This window comes from Paraburkholderia phytofirmans (genome assembly GCF_046028095.1).
GTDB classification, from domain to species: Bacteria; Pseudomonadota; Gammaproteobacteria; order Burkholderiales; family Burkholderiaceae; genus Paraburkholderia; species Paraburkholderia phytofirmans_A.
In genome coordinates this window covers 81,649-99,331 of record NZ_JAQQDJ010000012.1, presented here as the reverse complement: position 1 = coordinate 99,331, position 17,683 = coordinate 81,649, and the positions used below count along the sequence as shown (strand labels likewise).

Here is a 17,683-nt window from a genome sequence, read left to right as displayed (position 1 = left end):
AGATCGGCTTCGACGATTTCCGGCGGCTCGCGAGCGACGACTCGTTGTCGAAATACGAGCGCATCGGTTTTCCGGACGAATATCGTCAAGGGTTCGAGAGTCACATTTTCGCGGACATCGTCGGCAAGTTGGACAACCTGCAACTTCCGAAACAGAACGTGCTCGACATCGGCCCAGGTTGTAGCGATCTTCCGGGCATGCTGATCGCTCTTTGCGAGAAGAACGGCCATTCGCTCACCTTGGTGGATAGCGAAGAAATGTTGCAGCAACTGGACGATCGGCCATTCATCACGAAGGTTGCGGCGCGCTACCCCGATTGCCCTGGCCTCATCGACGGACTCAGAGAGACTGCAGACGTCATTCTTTGCTATAGCGTTCTGCAATATATCGTGCTGGAGGCACCGTTCTTCCGCTTCCTCGACGATTCGCTGTCTCTTTTGGCGCCGGGAGGCCAGATGTTGCTTGGCGACATACCGAATGTGTCCAAGCGCAAACGTTTCTTCTCCAGCGAAACGGGCGTCCGTTTTCACAAGGAGTTCATGCGCACGGCCGACGACCCGATCGTGAGCTTCAATCAGATCGAGCATGACCAGATCGATGACTCAATCGTTTTCTCGATCCTCGAGAGAGCGCGATCCGCCGGGTTCGATGCCTACGTGCTGCCACAAGGGCGAGCATTGCCCATGGCGAATCGCCGCGAAGACATCTTGATCCAACGACCGTAAAAGCGACGCAAATGGAAAAGACCCGAGACCTGGTTATCGTTGGCGACAGTGCATTCGCCGAAGTTGCCTACGAGTACTTTACGCACGACTCGGAGTACAACGTGGTCGCTTTCGTCGTGGAATCGGAATTCATGACGCGCGACCGCTTGTTCGATCTGCCGGTGGTACCGCTGGAGCGACTCGAAGAGCTTTATCCGCCTGAGCGGGTCGATTTCTACGCGGCAATTGTCTATTCGCAACTGAATCGGCTGCGCGCGCGGCTTTATGAAACGTGCAAGGCGAAGGGTTACAAGCCCGCAAGCTATATCAGTTCGAAAGCGTTTGTGTGGCCAAACGCATCGATCGGCGAACATTGCTTTATCTTCGAGAACAATACCGTGCAGCCGTTTGTCCGTATTGAGGACAATGTCGTGCTCTGGAGCGGCAATCACATTGGGCATCACACCAAGGTGGACAGTCACTGCTTTATCTCGTCGCAAGTTGTGATTTCCGGGTTTTGTACCATAGGGCGCCATACCTTCATGGGTGTCAACTCGACGGTCAGCAACAACGTCAACATTGGCGAGAGCAATTGGATCGGACCCGGCGTTTCGATCTCGAGTGACACAGAACCGGACAAGCTCTACGGCGGCGTCAAGAGCGAACCCGCAAGGGTAAGCGCTCGCCGCTTCTTCAAAGTACGCGCGGACTAAAAATGGAATGGAGAAAGCTGGGCGTCGTCTGGTGCCCGAACGGCGACCTTTGGTGGGCCCGATCCCATGCGTCGTGTCCGACGCCGCTGTTTCTGGCGGACGGCACATTGCGCCTCTACGTGCAAGGGCGTGACGAAAAAGGCATTGGCCGCATTGGCTTCGTTGACGTCGACGCCGGCGATCCAACGCGCGTGCTCCGCGTATCGACAGACCCTGTCCTCGACGTGGGTGTGCCGGGCGCCTTTGACGACAATGGCGTATTCCAGACATGCGTGCTCGCGCGACCTGATGGCACGTTGGCGATGTACTACGTTGGCTTCGAGATTTGCCATCAAATCCGCTACCGTTTGTTGACCGGACTTGCCATCAGTCACGATGGCGGCGAGACGTTTCAACGTCTTCGAGCTACGCCGATTCTGGAAAGATCGCCGCATGAACTGCACTTTCGGTGCGGTCCTTTTGTGATGGCCGAAGACGGCGTCTACCGCATGTGGTACATCGCAGGGAGCGAATGGGAGACGCTGGAAGGAAAAGCCATGCCGGTCTACGACCTTCACTATCTGGAGTCCGCGGACGGGATCATATGGCCCGACGCGGGCAGTCGCGTCTTTGAACTGAATCGCAATGTCGAACACGGGATTGGTCGGCCCTACGTCGTCAAGAAGCATGACGGCTACCAGATGTTCTATAGCATCAGGAAGAAGCAGCCGCTGGGTTATCGGATGGGCTACGCCGAATCGCCCGATGGGCGGCACTGGACGCGGCTGGACGAACAACTGGGTCTGGACGTTTCCGCCTCCGGCTGGGACACCGAGACGGTCGAATACTCGGCGGTGGTCAATGTCGGCGACAAAACTTTCTGTTTTTACAACGGCAACGACTTCGGCGGGACGGGCTTCGGTGTCGCGGAACTGATCAAGTGAACATCGATATCGTCGACTACAGCGCTGAACACGCACAAGCATGGGACGACTGGTGTCGCGAATGCGACAATGCAACGCTGTTGCACACGCGACGCTTTCTGTCGTACCACGGTTCACGCTTCCAGGATGCTTCCGTCCTGCTGATGAACGAGGGACGTTTGGTGGGTCTGTTTCCAGCGGCTAAGGCAACCGGCGATCCGGATATCGTCGTAAGTCATCCGGGCGCAACGTATGGCGGCATTGCACACGCCGGCTGGCTTCATGGTCAGCGAATGATCGACGCGATCGGCGCGTTGAAGGATCACTATCGCGACCGTGGTATCCGCAAACTGGTCTACAAAGTGGTTCCGTACATCTACGCGCGGGTTCCCTCGCAAGACGATGTGTATGCGCTCTTCCGTCATGGCGCGCAGCGTGTTCGATGCGATTTGTCATGCACGATCGATCTGCAGCACCAGCGGCCCGTCAGCGAGCGTCGGAAGCGTGCGAGGCGCAAGGCGTGCAAGACCGTGTCGGTTCGCGCGGCTATCGATGATCTGCCCGCATTCTGGGCGGTTCTGACCGAAACGCTCGCGCGCCGTCACGAGGCTGTTCCGGTTCACACGTCCGACGAAATAGCGCTGCTGGCGTCGCGTTTTCCCGACGAGATCCAGCTTCGCTGCGCAGTCATGGACGAAAGCGTGATCGCGGGCGTCCTTTTGTTCTGCTCGAAGAACGTGTGGCATGCCCAATACATTGCGTCCAGTGAGAGAGGCAATGAGGTTAGCGCGCTCGACGCAGTATTCGGCGCCGCAATAGAAGAAGCCCGCGCAAGTGGCGCGCGGTATTTCGACTTTGGAACGAGCAATGAATCGGCAGGCCTGGTACTGAACGACGGACTGTTTCGATTCAAGTCCGAATTTGGCGGCGGCGGTGTTGCCCACGAATATTACGAATTGGCGATTTGAGATTGTGAGTCAGAAAAAAATATCCTTGATCGTTCCGGTGTATTTCAATGCCGGAAGCCTGCCCGACCTATTTGCGCAGCTCGTTACGCTCGAACAGGGCCTGCTCGCCCGCGATATCCTGCTTGAGCTTATCTTCGTCGATGACGGCTCAAAAGATAATTCCCTGGAACTGCTCCTGAAATTCAAGAGCACCCGGCCTGCCACCACCGTCGTCAAGCTGACTCGCAATTTCGGAGCGGTTCACTGTTCGAAGACGGGTTTCCGCTTCGTGACGGGTGACGCATTCATCATTGTTGCCGCGGATCTGCAGGATCCGCCTGGGCTGATCAATGAGATGGTCGACCGGTGGCTGGCCGGTTCCAAATTTGTTATTTGCGAGCGCGTAACGCGAGATGATCCGGTCGTGTCGAAGTTCTTCTCGCGTATTCACTATAAATTGTTGCGGGCACTGGTCATTCGCGACTACCCCTACGGTGGGTACGACATGGCGCTGATGGACAAGGCGCTGTTGCCCCACCTTCTGAACAGTTCGAAATCGGTTTTCACGCCGCTCCTCGCTTATTGGTTGGGCTACGAGCCCAGCGTCATCACCTATCACCGTCCGGCGCGCCGGCACGGGAAGTCCGGTTGGACGTTTGCCAAGAAATTTTCAGCGTTTCTCGACATCATGCTGGGTTTCTCAATCACGCCAATCCGGGTGATTTCGGGCGTGGGCGCCGTGATCTCAGTGTGCAGTTTCGTTTACGGGCTAATCGTCGTGATCAACGCATTCCTTCACAACATTTCCGTTCCTGGATTTGCAACGATTGTCTCTCTGATTTCTTTCATGCTGGGACTCGTGATTGTCATGCTCGGCTTGATCGGTGAGTACTTGTGGCGGATTTTCGAAGAAACGAACCGGCGCCCGGAGACGGTTATCGAGCAGGTCTGGTGAAGATGAGGTTCAAGCGATTCCTGGTTTCGGGGGCTGTCAACACCCTTGCCACCTACCTCCTTTACCTGCTTTTGTTGAAGTTTCTTCCCTATACATGGGCCTACACAGTCACGTACGCGGTTGGTATCGCGCTGGGTTACCTGCTAAGTGCCAAATGGGTATTCAAGAAAGATCTGAGCGTGCGGACCGCAGCGTCGTATCCGGTGGCTTATCTGATCAACTACGCGATTGGACTAGGCGTATTGAGGCTTTGCGTACATGTACTGCACGTTCCGACGCAGGTCGCGCCACTCATCGTCGTTTGTGTGACCGTTCCCGCAATGTTCATTCTCACCCGCGCAATCTTCCGTGAATAGGCCCATGAATACTATGCCTGCCATTTCCGACTGCAAGCTTTACGAGTTGCCGAAGATCACCGATCCACGAGGCAACCTCACGTTTATTGAAAGCGATAAACATGTGCCATTCGCGATCCAACGTGTTTTTTACTTATACGACGTCCCCACTGAAGAAAGCCGGGGCGCACATGCGCACCATACGCTGAATCAGTTGATCATCTGCCTCTCGGGTAGCTTCGACGTCGAGGTCGATGATGGCAAGAATCGCACGCGCATCCATTTGAATCGGCCATGGAAGGGCCTGCACGTTCCCCCGCTGATTTGGGCGGCAGAGGTCAATTTCGATCCGGGCTCGGTCGCGTTGATTCTCGCGTCTGATATGTATAACGAAGCAGACTATATCCGGGACTACGATGACTATCTCGCCCTGATAAAAAATCTGGCTTCAAAACAGGTTTGACTGAATGTACGGCAGCGTGAGATTGAAATCAGAGCCAACGTCGAGGGCACACAGCCAGCGCATGGGGCTAATCGGCGCCGCTGTGTTCGTCGTGCTCGTCGTTGTTGTGCTGCGACTGGCGGTAGTCGGTGGTTATCCATCGACTGACGAAGGCATCTACGCGTACTACGCGCTGATTATCCATGACCGGTTATCGCAAGACCTGCGTCTTCCGAATGACGGCATGTTGATGCTCTACCCGTTGATGACGTCGTTCGTCTACTCGCTTAAGGTCAATCCTATTTTTGCCTTGCGACTGATTGATGTCGTTCCGGACGCACTGGCCGCTGTCTTGATGCTGCGAATATCAGCGCGCTTGAGTGGAAGCCTGACAGCGAGTGCGCTTATCACTGCGCTGTTTTTTGCGCTGCTGAACCACCCGGTATTCATCCAGTATGGGTTTAAGAACAGCTTCTTCATAGCGCTGTGTCCGTTGCTCTATGCGGCGATCCTGTTCTTTTCCGAGCCGCAAGCCAGTCGGTCCAGGTTCTTTGCCATAGGTGTACTCGTCGCGCTCGGCGTACTTTTGCGAGAAACGCTACTTCTCTTCGCTGTGTTAGGCGCGGTCTCCATCTTCATGGAGCGGGGCACTCGCGGGTTGACGTACTACGTGGCAGGCGGACTGGCGGCCGGAACGCTCATCCTCGTCCTGGCAATCGCCCTGCGAGGCGCCGGCGGCGTATCCAGCTTTATAGCGGGCTACGTTGACAGTGGCGCCGTCTACGTAGCGTTCGGCGATATGCGATGGAATCTATTCAAGTCGAGTGGGCAACTCGCTGCGCAGGCGGCTGCCGCGGGTCTGGTCATGAGTCTTGCGGCAACGGCATGCATCGCCATCGCGTCGATTCGCCGAAGAACGACGGAATATCTTAAGCCTTTTGTTTTCTGGGCCACCGTCACGTTGATTCCCTTCGTTGAACCGCTCGCGAAGCTGGGTTTGCCTTATCACTTCTCGTGGTCGCTTATTGGCCTGTGCGGTATCACAAGCTTGGGTTGGAGCACTTGCCAATTCACTGGTCGGGCGCAAAAGCTCATTTGTAGCTGCTTGTGCATTGGTGTCTCTTTAATGCTCGTACGGCCGCAGCTTGACTATCAACGCGGCTTGTTTTGGGGACTCACTTACCCTGCTTTTAAGGAAACGCACGGCAAATATTGGGCCGACGAGTCGATTCAGCGTAGCAATTATCTGCTCATGGCCGATCAGATCAGACGCATTGCTCCTGCCAACGCTACTCTGAGTTCGAGCGCTGCGATGCTGGTACTGTATCCTCTCACGGGTCTTCGCCCACCGTGCTACGGCGTCAGTAATCTGACCGTTACGGCTGTCACGCTGCATTTCGACGAGAAGGCAGTCAAACGAGCCATCGAAAATTGTCCTGCGGATGTGGTCGTGGCGACTCAGAGAGACTTGCCTGGCAGTTCGGCCGTTGCGCAAGCTATGCGAGAGCTCCCTCAGTATCGGCCCGCTGGCAGAGTGGACGCGTCGACTGCGCGTGATTATGGAAGCTCTACTGCAGAGTTGTTTTTGCGCCAGCGTTGACACGGATGAATATGGTTGGGGGCACGCAAGGGAATGCTAGCGTTTCAGCCTACGCCCCCGCCACGTTCATCGCCGTCGTCTCACAAAAATATTCCTAAAGTTCACCCCACCCCAGCCGATATCGATATGTGAGCGCTTGTCTCGACAGCATCACGGCGTTTCTGATGCCGATGCACGCGTTTGCGCAATTAAAAATATATCGACCGAGGGGTTTCTCAGTGAGAGGAATAGGAAAAGCGAGGCCGCTTTGGCTCGCTACGATCACCGTTTTCGCGTTGTCCGGATGTGCTAATCCCGGCGGCTTCCAGCAGGCCAGCGGGGCGTCAGCGGATCCGGAGAAAACCGCAGACCTGAATGTGTTCGAGAGCACATTTGCAAACCCCGACCCATGCGCGAATAGCAACCGGAACATTGGCATCGCAGTCGGTGTCGGGCTTGGTGCTGTTCTAGGCGCAGTCGTCGCCAACAAAAACAAGGTTGCGGCCGCGGCGATCGCCGGCGCCGCGGGCGGCCTGGCCGGTGGCCTCATTGGACATGCGGTCGATAGCCGGCGTTGCGCATTGTCGAAAATCGCTGCCAAGCACGACCTCACCTACACGGCGACCGCGCTCGAAGCGCGTGCTCCGGATACCGGCAAGACCGAGCAGGTCGGCAGTTCCTTCACGATCGTCGACACTGCGCGACATACCCAATTCGAAACAGGCTCGGCCGAACTGACGCCGGAAGCGGCGGTCTATTTCGCTGAGATTGCCGAGCAATATCGCACGTCCAGTCGGGTAGCCGAGGCGTCGAGCGCGGCCGACAAAGCAGCTGTGGCTCAAACGAAAATCCTGCTCATCGGCCATACGGACGACACCGGCAGTTCGGAACTGAACGCGGAGCTGTCGGAGCGCCGCGCTCGAGCCGTCGCGCGGCTGTTCGCGGACCACGGCATTGCACGAGAGAACGTGTTCTATCAGGGCGCAGGCGAGACGTTGCCGATTGCCGATAATCACACGGCAGAAGGGCGCTCAGCCAACCGTCGAGTCGAGATCGTCGATCTCAGCGGCGCCAGGACCGATATTTTGCAAAGCTACGCAAGCAGTCGCGTGCCTAAATACCAGTACTACCGCGCGGTGACCGCTCAGTCCGATCAGGCTGCCGCGGGAGTGGCGCCTTCAACACCTGGTAACGCGACGACCAAAGCAGCGCGTCGTACAGCTACCAAAAATCGCGCTGCGACAGAGACCGCAGTGGCCGGCGCCACGCCCGCGCGCGCAGCATCGGCACCGGTGCCGGCGAACACGACGGCCGCGTCGAACTCCGCGCCTGCTACGCCGGTTGCATCCACTCGTTCGACGTCGTCCGATGGCATCGATTTCGGCTGGCATGAGGCGCTCCCCGCGGCGCTTGGCCTCCAGTTTGCAGCTTTGCCGGCATCGTCCTCGACACTCTCGTTCCTCTCTTCGGCGGTAGCCGATGAGGCGCCGGTGGCGAAGAGTTGCGTGAACGACCGGCCGCGCGTTTCGCGAGCGATGAAGTCCGTTGCCGATGACCGGGCAGTGCCCGTACGCGATCACTTGCCGAATCTGTATGGAAGCAGCTGGGGCGCCGCGCTGAACGGACAGTATCTCGCGCTCAAGGATGTCTCCGTCCTTCGCAATGGTGCGACCGCAGGTGCGAAGCCGACGCTGCTCGTATGGAAAGACTTTGACCGCAGCGCTGGCCCGAACGGCTCGCCGCAAGTGTCCTTGTCTCCCGACGTGAACGCCTACGCGGTGAAGGGCGGCGTCTTGTATCGGGTCTTCGTGAACAACAGCGGCGTGTTCGACTGCGCCGACATCATCTTCTCGAACGGCAAGGCGACGTCCGGTGAGCTTGTGCGCCGCAAGAGCAGTCAGTATTTCACGGTGAATTACGTGCCGGTCATCGCACGCACCTAACAAGAGGGTAATAACGAACATGATGGATTTCATTCAGGCCAATTTGGGCCCGGCTATCTGGTGCGTCGTCGTGGTGCTGCTTGCAGTGGGCGCATTTTCTTTCCGCTCGACGCTCGAGTTCTGGCTGAATCATTGGAAGTACACGTTCCCTATTCTCGGGAAGACGGCGCGTCTGTCGCGCCACGGTATTCACGGTAAGGACGGTTGGACTGATTCCGAGCGTACGCTGTGCGGCGACTACAACAAGTTCATTTCGTATCTGTCGAAAGCCGAGTTCAGCAAGCGCAACGAATATCTCGCGAAGTCGGACGACAGCGGACGCTCGCCGACGCCGTTGTGGCTTCTCACGCTGCTGAGCGTGCTTGTTATCGCAGAGGGTCTTGGGTTTTCATATCTGCTCGGTAGCTGGATGGCCCGCGACGGTAGCGCGAATACACACACCTTGTTGATGGTGGCAATCGTGTTCGTGCTGTGCGTGATCATGGTGTTTTTGACGCACGTTGCGGGGCACCAGCTCTATCGTTCGAATCTCGTTGCGCGATGCCGGAAGCAATGGAAGCAGGACAAATCGCAGGAGCGCTTTTCGAGCCGCAAGGTCAAACTCGACGACGATCAGTCCGTCGATGATGCCGAGCCGGACTACACGCAGGTTGCCAATCGCGTCGGCACGAGTCACAGCTATTTCATGGTGGCGTTGACCGTCGCGGTCATTATCGTGATTGCAGGGACCTCGACGTGGATGCGCTGGAGCAACCTCAACGCGGAACAGACGCGTGAAGCGATGGGCGTGAGCCAGGGCGCTGACGCCGGTAATCCGTTCGCGACGGCTAACGCGATGCCGGCCGAACTCGTCGCCAGCCAGAAAGCGGCTGACGATCGCGCGAAAGCAGAGGAATCGTCGTCGACTCGAAGCGAAGGCGCTGCGGCCTTTATCACGCTGGCTGTGATTTTTGTGGTCACGCAGATCGTGGGTATTTTTGGTGGCTTTGCGTGGGGTTTCGGCGGGCGGGAAAGTCTCGCCGCGTGGAAAACGACGAAAGGCTTCAAGACGTTCGAGGACTACAACAACTACTACGCACCGTTCCGGGCTATTGCGCAGTCGCAGCTGGAGAACCTTCGGAAGCGGATGGCTGAGAACGCGGATATCTCGGGCAAGACCTTCTCGAAGACGTTCCGGGACTATGTGCTGGAGCATCGGAATTTCACGGATCTGGAAAGTGGTTTGATTCGTTCGACAGCCGCGCCGACGGTAGTCGTCGATACGCCGGAGCCTCAGGTGACGGCACGGCAAGCAGCATCCGTAAGCGTTGCGACCGATGCGTCCGCGAAGGTTGTGGCGGTACCTGCTGAAGCGTCTGACGAGGTGTCGGCGACCGCGAGCATTGATGCGCTTGTCGCGAAGATCGAGGCTGAGTCTGATGTGGCACGCAAGAAGGAACTGATTTACGGCCTTGATGAGTCGGTGCGAACTGAAGTGGTCAATGCGATCAAGCATCGTAAAGAGCGGGCTGAGAAAGCGAAGCTCGCGCTTGAGTCTGAACTCGATGATCTTTTCAAGGCTTGATTCGACGCTAATGATTAAACATCTCACTCACGTAGTCGCGGCAGCGTGTTTGGCCGCGATTGCGGTGTCGGCACAAGCCGGCGTCACGAACGATATTCCGAGTTGCTACGCAGCCAATCACATCAAGCCAGTAGCGGGCGGTGTCGATCACGAGCTTTTCATCGCCATCGATCAAACGACGGTTTTCGATGAGAAGTTGCAGGCCCAGATTGCGGAGATGGCCGGGAAGGCCATTAGGCCCGCAGGCGCCTATACGTTGTTCGATTTTTCGGCTTTCTCGCAAGGGCATTACACGGAGGTCGTGACGCGCGGCGTTATCGAGTCGCCGATACCTGAGAAGTTGCGGGACGATATTAGTGAACGTGCGTTGCGTAGCTTTGACGCTTGTATGACCGGGCAGTCGGCTTTTGCTAAGAAGGCGCTGCTTACGTCGATTGGGCGTGTCGAGTCGGTGGCTACGAATGATCTCGCGAAGTCGGACATTCTGGCGGCGTTGAAGGATATCAGCGATAAGGTTCGGGCTTCGCCTGCGTCCGATAAGGTTGTGTTGCTTGCGTCGGATATGTTGGAGAACAGCTCCGTGTCGAGTTTTTATTCGCACAATGCCGTTCGGCGGATTGATCCGCAGGTGGAGATGAAGAAGGCGGCGGCTGCGGGGTTGATTGGGGATTTTGGTGGGGCGCGGGTTTATGTGATCGGTGCGGGGCTGTTGGCTGGGGATGTGAAGGTTAAGAACGTTTATCGTGATCCGCAGACTATGGGGGCTTTGAAGGAGTTCTGGATGCTCTATTTCCAGAAGTCGAACGCGAAGGTTGGGGAGTTTGGGGCGCCGGCGTTGTTGGGGGCGGTGGGGGATTGAGGGGGCGGTGAGCGATTGAGAAGCGTTCGAAGGCGGTGTTATGAACGGGCCCTTGCCCGTCCTTAGTGGACTTTCCTCGCTGCGTGGTATTCCCATCGGGAAGTCCGCTTCCGGGTAGCTCCGCGTCGGGCAGCAGCCGGCCAAGAAGGGACGTTAGCTCGATGCTGCCCCCCGGACATTCGATATACCGCATCACTCCGTAAGCGGCCAATCGCTCGCCGGGAGCTGGCGCCGCTTCATCTACCAGCAAGTCGCCAGCCACTTCTTCACTCCGTGGTTACCGTGCACTTCCCACGCGAATTTAGATCAAGGATTACCTTGAGAAGCGGCTTCAAGGCGAAGCTAACTTAGAGTTCTGAGCACGCAACAGGAAATACGCTGTATTTTTGTCAGCCGTTAAGATGTCCGCCGACAGTATTTTCCTGAAATTCTTAGAAAGTCGATCAGCATAGATCAACTCGCGCTTTTCATTCTCATGGAGGCGCCAAATGAAAGAACTGTGGCGAAACAAGCTTAATAAATTTCTCGCGTCTTTCTTTTGCTCGAAATATTCCCACAATGCTTTGTGAGCGCTAGAAAATAGGCCTCCGAATCGCTGGCCATAAAAATACTGATACGAATCAATAAGAAGACGTAAATCGCCATCGGCCAGCGGATCACCGCTTCTCAACAACCGAGTACCTAGTTTTACTGCTGCCCTCGCAGCGTTGTAGTTATCGCCCGAGGCAATCGAACTCCTATATACCTGTCGAAGCACTTCCGAAATGGACGAATCTTCCTCTCCGCCCTCGACTCGATCGAGCGTAAGATTGTTCGCGACGGTATTGAATCCGCGTTTTCGCGCTTCGTTTTCCAGTCTTAGCAACTCAGTGCTCTTGCTTGCATGTTCCGTCATCTCTAAAACAATCGATTCGGCTTGTATGGCGTTCGCTGATTTCGGCTGCAACTCCATGACATCTTGTGCTGCGGCAATCGCACGTGTATCGCCCATAGATTGTAGGCAAAGAGCAAGATTGAGCTGAAGCGACGAACGAATATCCTTGGTCCGACTGACGGTCAACAATCGTTCGAAGATAGCGAGTGCCTCAGAATGCTCGCCGTTCATGCGTAGACTCTTCGAAAAAAGCATTTCAATCGTGTCACGGTCGCTAACGAAACTGTCTTCAGGGATTAGACCGAGTACATCCCGGCAAACAGTTGCGCAGTGTCGATAGAGCTTCGCCTCGTGCAGTGCGCTGCAATAAATCTTGCTCAGGCCAAGGACAGCGTTGGCCGCCTCCATCCTTTGCCAGGTCGCGCCATTGCTCAGCAACCACATAACGAGGTAGTGCGGGTTTTCGAGAAGACTACCGTCGTCCGACGTCAATGGACCGTCCAGTTTTCGGAGGCTCGCATTGCCGACCCGCCATTGCTCGCCAAAGTACAGTGAGGCAGCCTTACGCACTAAAGCTTCGATCTCTCGTGGTTGCATGCGCGATAGCACGTAGTCCCGCACTTGGCGTGGCGCAAAGAGGATCTTCAGCCGTTCTTGGTCGCCACTGGTTGCGCTAATCAAGGTAGCTGACGCTCGTGTTTGAATTAGATCGCGATCGAGAAGCTCTTCTGCATGGCGTTCAAACAAGGGCTGCTGATTGTCCACCCGCTTTAGGCGGCGCAGAGATTCTCCGTGAGGCAGTACCGCTAATACCTTGAGGAGCAAGAAGCTGCGCCGGACATTTGGGTCGACCGATTCGGCAAGTTCGTCGACCGCCATCGCGAGGGATTGCGGAACAGATTCATACGTTTGAGATAGATCGGCTAACGCCTTCCCAGTTGGCGGACCCAGCTCCGAGAGGCTGACAACCCTCAACGTCCCCAATACACGGTCGATTTTCCCTGGCAAGCCGTCAGTGCGCCGAAAGATTTCGGTTGCCGCCCTCGCCGTCCGTGTTTCTGCATCTGCCCTTGGATGCGCGAACAAATAAGTTTTCGTCTCGACCTCATCTAGAGGGTCAAGGGTTACGATGCCAATCCGTTGGCCTTTCGGGGCGCGCCGCGCGAGCAGAATAATTAAAACATCCGGGCAGAAATCTCGGACCATTTCCGCCAACCCTTCGGCATCGCGTTCAATAAGCGCGCCGGTTGATTGCCCAATAGCCACTGGAGCTTCATCGAAGAGCAGGACTGCTGGCCCGATCTGCGCTAAGGCTGTGCAGTATTCCGAGAATGCGCAGCCCATTAGCCTTGTGAAATCAGCCAAAAATTCATCACGCACTTGGTAATTTCGCAAATCTATCCGGAAGACGGGCTGCGATTCACGGCCGATTTTCTTTATCGCTGACCAAGCGAAACCGTCTCGACCTAAGCCCCAGTCGGCGCAGATCCAAGAGATTTTTTTCTGCCTTATGTTCTCAGCGAATGCCTGCTGTTCAAGCTTTCGTATTGCGACATGTTGCTCCTGCTCTATAAGGGTGTAGGCTGACCCGGCTAAGATCTCCGTCCATCTCGGATCGCTGTCTTCGACAAAAGAAGCCAAGTCTGGTGGAGGGGCTTTGTACGCAAGTGCCGCGGCAGATGATGCTGAAGCACTTCGTTCAAGCGTCTCTACTAGATATTCTTCCCCGGGCTCCAGCGCAAAGTTATCGTGGTCGGGCACGATTCGCCGGTCGCCGCTTTTCCGGTTAACAATTCCTTTCCGTGGCCATAGCCGCAAAGTCGTTGTGGAATCATCGAAGCCAACTTGACCAAGGGAATAACCGTGTACTCGCTCCGTCACCCCGTCTGCGAGGAATTCCATCCCAAAAAGTGACGAGCTTTGAAATGACTTCCGCCCGGCATCTCCCCCGTGTGACGTTGTCACCAAATCAGCATCGTGCATGTGCCCGAAAAGGTGGCAGGTGAAGCGGGCAGTCGGATATATCTCGGCGTTAAATTCTTGGTACGCGTCTGAGTTAAGCCAATTGGTCGGATGATGGGTTACGAGAAAATTAAGCTCATGTTTTTCGCACCAACCCGGGGGGTCATTGTCCGTTACCTCACTCAGTTGCCGAAAGTCTAGCGATAGTTTGCCTTCGTAGTCGTCGCCAGTGAGCTGCAAAAAAGCAGAATTGAGTCCGATGAGTCCGACAGTGACGTCATTACAGTTCAATGACGCAGCGATATCACCGGGCAACAAACCCTTTTTGCCTTTTGCCAGTGGGATCCCAGCTGCAGCGACAGCCTCAACCCATTGTTCATAGTTGCCGAATGCAGTACGGACAACTTGCATATACTGATTATTCGTCTCTGACCAAAACTCGCGTTGAATGTCGGGATCCGTTCCCCACTGCTTGAGTAATTTGACGCGAGCATCATTTTCGGGCGGCCGCACGAGGTCGTGATTTCCGGGTACTGTGAAAAGCACCGGATGATGATCCGCTTCGCTGAATATTTCCCAAAGCTCACTCAGTTCGCGAGTCAAAGCAGCGTATTCGTCGTTGTCGCCCCGTTGGGTCAGATCTCCAGAGAATATTACAACGTCAAGTGGTTTGACCTCGTTGACGAGTCTTCGCAAATCCTTGTGAAAGATGTTTTTGAAATTCGGCCACCACCTTTGATGCGTCTGTCCGATATGCAAATCGCTAAGATGCAGCCACGAAAATTGCTTTTTCATATTTTTCCCCGCGACACTCATTGTTGACGGCTTATTTGCGAACGTTCTTACAATTATAGCGCTTGTCACTCCTCGTTCGACTCGAGTCTTGCCCGATCGTAGACTAGGGAAGTTGGCGCAAGTCGAATGGCCAAAATACCTACCAAGCCGCCCTTGACCCGGTAACGTCCGCAACGTCCGTTGAGGGTCGACTACGGTCTTAGTCGTTGCATGGAAACGGCCGTTCGTGGAGTGTGGGAGACGAGTCGTAAGTGGCCGCTCCGGCCGATGCACCGTCATTGCGTCAGGTCAGGACTGGCTTCTGCAACGCGTGGGCTGGCCCGCTAGGTAGACCTTCGCCCCGGACTTGCGCCAGCAACATTAGCCTGTCCGATCACCCAAAATTAAGTCCTTATCCCGCCCACTTACCCTCTCATAATCCCACCTGATTTATAATCACCAAGCCATCGGGAAACACCCGGCGGCCTGGTTTGGAAGCCAGCGATACAAACCGCACACCCGCCCAGCGGGTCGTGCGTCTGCTGCTGCACGTCTATATTCCAATGGGCGGGCTGTAGTGGGGGAGCCGCGAGGCTCGCCGGTTTGTTTGTATCCCGGTCTTCCAATCCCGCTACGTGCCCGCTCACCCGCTTCCCAAAGCGAGTGTAGGGCGATCTAAGTAGGTATCAGGGAGATCGCAAAATGACCAAATCCATCAAGAGTCAACCCGTTTCACGCCCACCTGTCGACGCACTCCAGTACGAAAAACTCGCCCTATCCGCGTTCGACTTCTGCGACCGGCAATTGAGCCAACTGAACACGTTGATCACACTCGCGTCCTCGATATGTAGGAATCCTCCCATCACGAGCGACGAAAGACGCCGTCGCCAGACCATGCTCGAACTCCTCGTCGACACAGCAGAGCAATATCAGCAAGACCTCGAAAACGACCGCGAGCTTTTCCAGGTAATCGCGCTCGATGCAAAAGGCGTCTCTCAAGCCCGCCTCACGGCCGGCCACGCAACGCGCCTTCTCGCCGAAGCATCCAAGCTCGCGATCGGATCGCAGCCCACCAACAACACCGCAAAGCGAAAAAGAACGCCCGCGAAAACTGCGTCGATCGTAAAAACGCAAGCACGGCAATCGATCGCCGTGCGGCACTGATCAACGGATAGCGGTGAACCAAAAGCATCAACGAAGCGAGGCGCCATGCACAAGCGCATGCGCCTCCTTCACCAGCCCTCACGAAGCGACCACAAAAAAAACCTACCCCTTAAACTCCGCCGAAACAAAAACCTTCCTGCACGGCTCAACAACTTCCCAAGTCCCCTTAAACCCCGCAGGAATCAAAAACCGATCCCCAGCCCGCACAGTTTTCGCCACACCATCCGCATCGCGAATCACCGACACCCCTTCAAGAATCTCGCAGTACTCGCTTTCCGTAAAATTCACAGCCCACTGACCGCAAGCCCCTTCCCAAATCCCGGCCGCAAGCTGCCCACAAGGGCTAGAAAAATGTGTATGAACCATCTGCAAAGGATCACCCGCCAGCACAGCCTCCGCCTTAGGCATGTACTCAACACTTTCCTTAGCAGGCGCCGAAAAATCCACAATACTCAAATCACCCATAACGTCTCGAATAGAAAAATTAAAAAAGTAGAAGAACAGAAAAAAGAAGCGTAGCGCCTGCACCCACTGCCCGCGCCACGCCCAAAAGACTCACCTGAAGTCACCAATCCAACCGCCAGCTACAAACCCTCAACTCCCCGACTTCAACTGCGCCCAAAGCCGATTCTCCAACCGCATGATCGGCGCCGGCTGCGGCCGCATCAACGTCATCTTGTTCAGCACGGCCTCAGGCGGATAAACATTCGCATCCTGCTCGATAGCCGGGGTCACAAACTGCCGCGCCGTCCGATTCGCAGTCGGATAAAAAACCTCATTCGTAATTTCCGCACTCACTTTCGGATCTTCGATGTAGTTCATCCACTTCATCGCCGCTTCCGGATGCGGCGCGTCCTTCGGAATCACCATCACATCCATCCAAACCAAACCAGCGTCCTTGATATTCGAAAACCGAACCTCGTACGAGCGCTTGGCCTCAGAAGCACGTCGCCGTGCAATCCCCACATCGCCGGAAAAACCGAACGCCACGCAGATATCGTTGTTCGCCAGATCGTTGATATAGCCGGACGAATTGAACTGCGTGATATACGGCCGAACCTTCTTCAGCACTTCATACGCCGCCTGGTAGTCGCCAGGATTAGTACTGTTCGGATCCTTATGCATGTACTGAAGCACAGCGGGGAAAACATCCGCGGCCGAATCGAGAAAGGACACACCGCAGCTCTTCACCTTCGACAGATTCGCCGGGTCGAACAACAGCGACCAGCTATCCACAGGCGCTTCACCACCGAGCGCTTTCTTCACCGCCTGCACGTTGTAGCCGATTCCATCGGTGCCCCACGCCCAAGGCACGCCGTATTGATTGCCGGGATCGGCATCGGCAATCAGCTTCATCAAACCGGGATCGAGATTGGCGAGGTTCGGCATCTTCGACTTGTCGATCTTCTGATACACGCCGGCTTCGATCTGCCGCGCCATATAGCTCGACGTCGGCACCACGATGTCATAGCCCGAACTGCCTGCGAGCAATTTGGCCTGCAACGTATCGTCGCTGTCGTAACTGTCGTATTTCACGGTGACGCCGGATTGCTTCTCGAAGTTGGCAATCGTGTCCTTTGCGATGTAGTCGGACCAGTTGTAGACATTCAGCGATGTATCCGCGGCGCGCGCAGCATTCATCGCGGTCAAAGCGGTCAGCGAGCACAGCATCGTGCCGGCGAGCGAGAGAAGTGTGGCGTGACGAGTCTTCATTCTGCAATCTCCTTGATATCGATCTTCAGTTTTCGCCGCAGCACAGACGCGCGCATACCATCGCTCCCAGTCCGCGCGTTCCACAAGAAAGCCGAAAGACGAAAGAGACGTGACGCCGCCTGCCGCAGCGCAAGCGCACAGCAGAGCTAAAACGAATGCGGATAAGCGAGCGCTATAAGCCGTCGCGCGCTAGCAAGCGAACTTGCGAAGCACGAACAGGCAAATACATGTCACGCGTGCGACCGCTAAACGA

Annotated in this window: 15 protein-coding genes; 12 read left to right on the top strand and 3 right to left on the bottom strand. The window is 55.9% G+C overall.

Going from position 1 to position 17,683, the window contains the following annotated elements:
• Positions 1–44: 44 nt before the first annotated feature.
• The 11 genes from PQR54_RS29140 to PQR54_RS29090 all read left to right on the top strand — a co-directional run bounded on the left by PQR54_RS29140 (position 45) and on the right by PQR54_RS29090 (position 10,943).
• Positions 45–725, top strand: coding sequence for a class I SAM-dependent methyltransferase (locus tag PQR54_RS29140; RefSeq protein WP_408251806.1), 681 nt, complete (start codon positions 45–47; stop codon positions 723–725).
• A gap of 11 nt (positions 726–736) precedes the next feature.
• Positions 737–1,417: an acetyltransferase gene (locus PQR54_RS29135; protein ID WP_408251804.1), complete on the top strand. Its 681-nt coding sequence runs from the start codon at positions 737–739 to the stop codon at positions 1,415–1,417.
• A gap of 2 nt (positions 1,418–1,419) precedes the next feature.
• The gene (locus PQR54_RS29130; RefSeq protein ID WP_408251802.1) at positions 1,420–2,340 is read left to right on the top strand and encodes a glycoside hydrolase family protein; all 921 of its coding nucleotides are present in this window, start codon (positions 1,420–1,422) and stop codon (positions 2,338–2,340) included.
• Complete coding sequence (locus PQR54_RS29125) at positions 2,337–3,287, top strand: GNAT family N-acetyltransferase (RefSeq protein ID WP_408251801.1); 951 nt, start codon at positions 2,337–2,339, stop codon at positions 3,285–3,287. The genes PQR54_RS29130 and PQR54_RS29125 overlap by 4 nt, the downstream gene beginning before the upstream one ends.
• 25 nt (positions 3,288–3,312) lie before the next feature.
• Positions 3,313–4,221 carry a glycosyltransferase gene (locus tag PQR54_RS29120; protein WP_408251799.1) on the top strand — a complete coding sequence of 303 codons (909 nt, stop codon included), beginning with the start codon at positions 3,313–3,315 and terminating at the stop codon, positions 4,219–4,221.
• Positions 4,222–4,223: 2 nt separating this feature from the next.
• The gene (locus tag PQR54_RS29115) at positions 4,224–4,577 is read left to right on the top strand and encodes a GtrA family protein (RefSeq protein ID WP_408252055.1); all 354 of its coding nucleotides are present in this window, start codon (positions 4,224–4,226) and stop codon (positions 4,575–4,577) included.
• A gap of 4 nt (positions 4,578–4,581) precedes the next feature.
• Complete coding sequence (locus PQR54_RS29110) at positions 4,582–5,019, top strand: sugar 3,4-ketoisomerase (protein WP_408251797.1); 438 nt, start codon at positions 4,582–4,584, stop codon at positions 5,017–5,019.
• A gap of 4 nt (positions 5,020–5,023) precedes the next feature.
• On the top strand, positions 5,024–6,598 hold the full coding sequence (locus tag PQR54_RS29105; RefSeq protein WP_408251795.1) for a hypothetical protein: 1,575 nt from the start codon (positions 5,024–5,026) through the stop codon (positions 6,596–6,598).
• Positions 6,599–7,158: 560 nt separating this feature from the next.
• Positions 7,159–8,520 carry an OmpA family protein gene (locus tag PQR54_RS29100; protein WP_408251793.1) on the top strand — a complete coding sequence of 454 codons (1,362 nt, stop codon included), beginning with the start codon at positions 7,159–7,161 and terminating at the stop codon, positions 8,518–8,520.
• Between the two features lie 19 nt (positions 8,521–8,539).
• Positions 8,540–10,084, top strand: coding sequence for a hypothetical protein (locus PQR54_RS29095; protein WP_408251791.1), 1,545 nt, complete (start codon positions 8,540–8,542; stop codon positions 10,082–10,084).
• Positions 10,050–10,943 (top strand): hypothetical protein, encoded by an 894-nt coding sequence (locus tag PQR54_RS29090; protein ID WP_408251789.1) that lies wholly within the window; start codon positions 10,050–10,052, stop codon positions 10,941–10,943. Before PQR54_RS29095 ends, PQR54_RS29090 begins: the two co-directional genes overlap by 35 nt.
• A gap of 331 nt (positions 10,944–11,274) precedes the next feature.
• On the opposite strand, the gene PQR54_RS29085 is transcribed toward PQR54_RS29090, so the two are convergent.
• Positions 11,275–14,574: a metallophosphoesterase gene (locus PQR54_RS29085; RefSeq protein ID WP_408251787.1), complete on the bottom strand. Its 3,300-nt coding sequence runs from the start codon at positions 14,572–14,574 to the stop codon at positions 11,275–11,277.
• A gap of 681 nt (positions 14,575–15,255) precedes the next feature.
• Here PQR54_RS29085 and PQR54_RS29080 point away from each other — a divergent pair.
• The gene (locus PQR54_RS29080; RefSeq protein ID WP_408251785.1) at positions 15,256–15,717 is read left to right on the top strand and encodes a hypothetical protein; all 462 of its coding nucleotides are present in this window, start codon (positions 15,256–15,258) and stop codon (positions 15,715–15,717) included.
• Between the two features lie 102 nt (positions 15,718–15,819).
• Here PQR54_RS29080 and PQR54_RS29075 read toward each other — a convergent pair whose 3' ends face one another.
• Complete coding sequence (locus PQR54_RS29075) at positions 15,820–16,245, bottom strand: cupin domain-containing protein (RefSeq protein WP_408251783.1); 426 nt, start codon at positions 16,243–16,245, stop codon at positions 15,820–15,822.
• Positions 16,246–16,311: 66 nt separating this feature from the next.
• On the bottom strand, positions 16,312–17,388 hold the full coding sequence (locus tag PQR54_RS29070; protein WP_408252053.1) for a polyamine ABC transporter substrate-binding protein: 1,077 nt from the start codon (positions 17,386–17,388) through the stop codon (positions 16,312–16,314).
• Positions 17,389–17,683 lie beyond the last annotated feature (295 nt).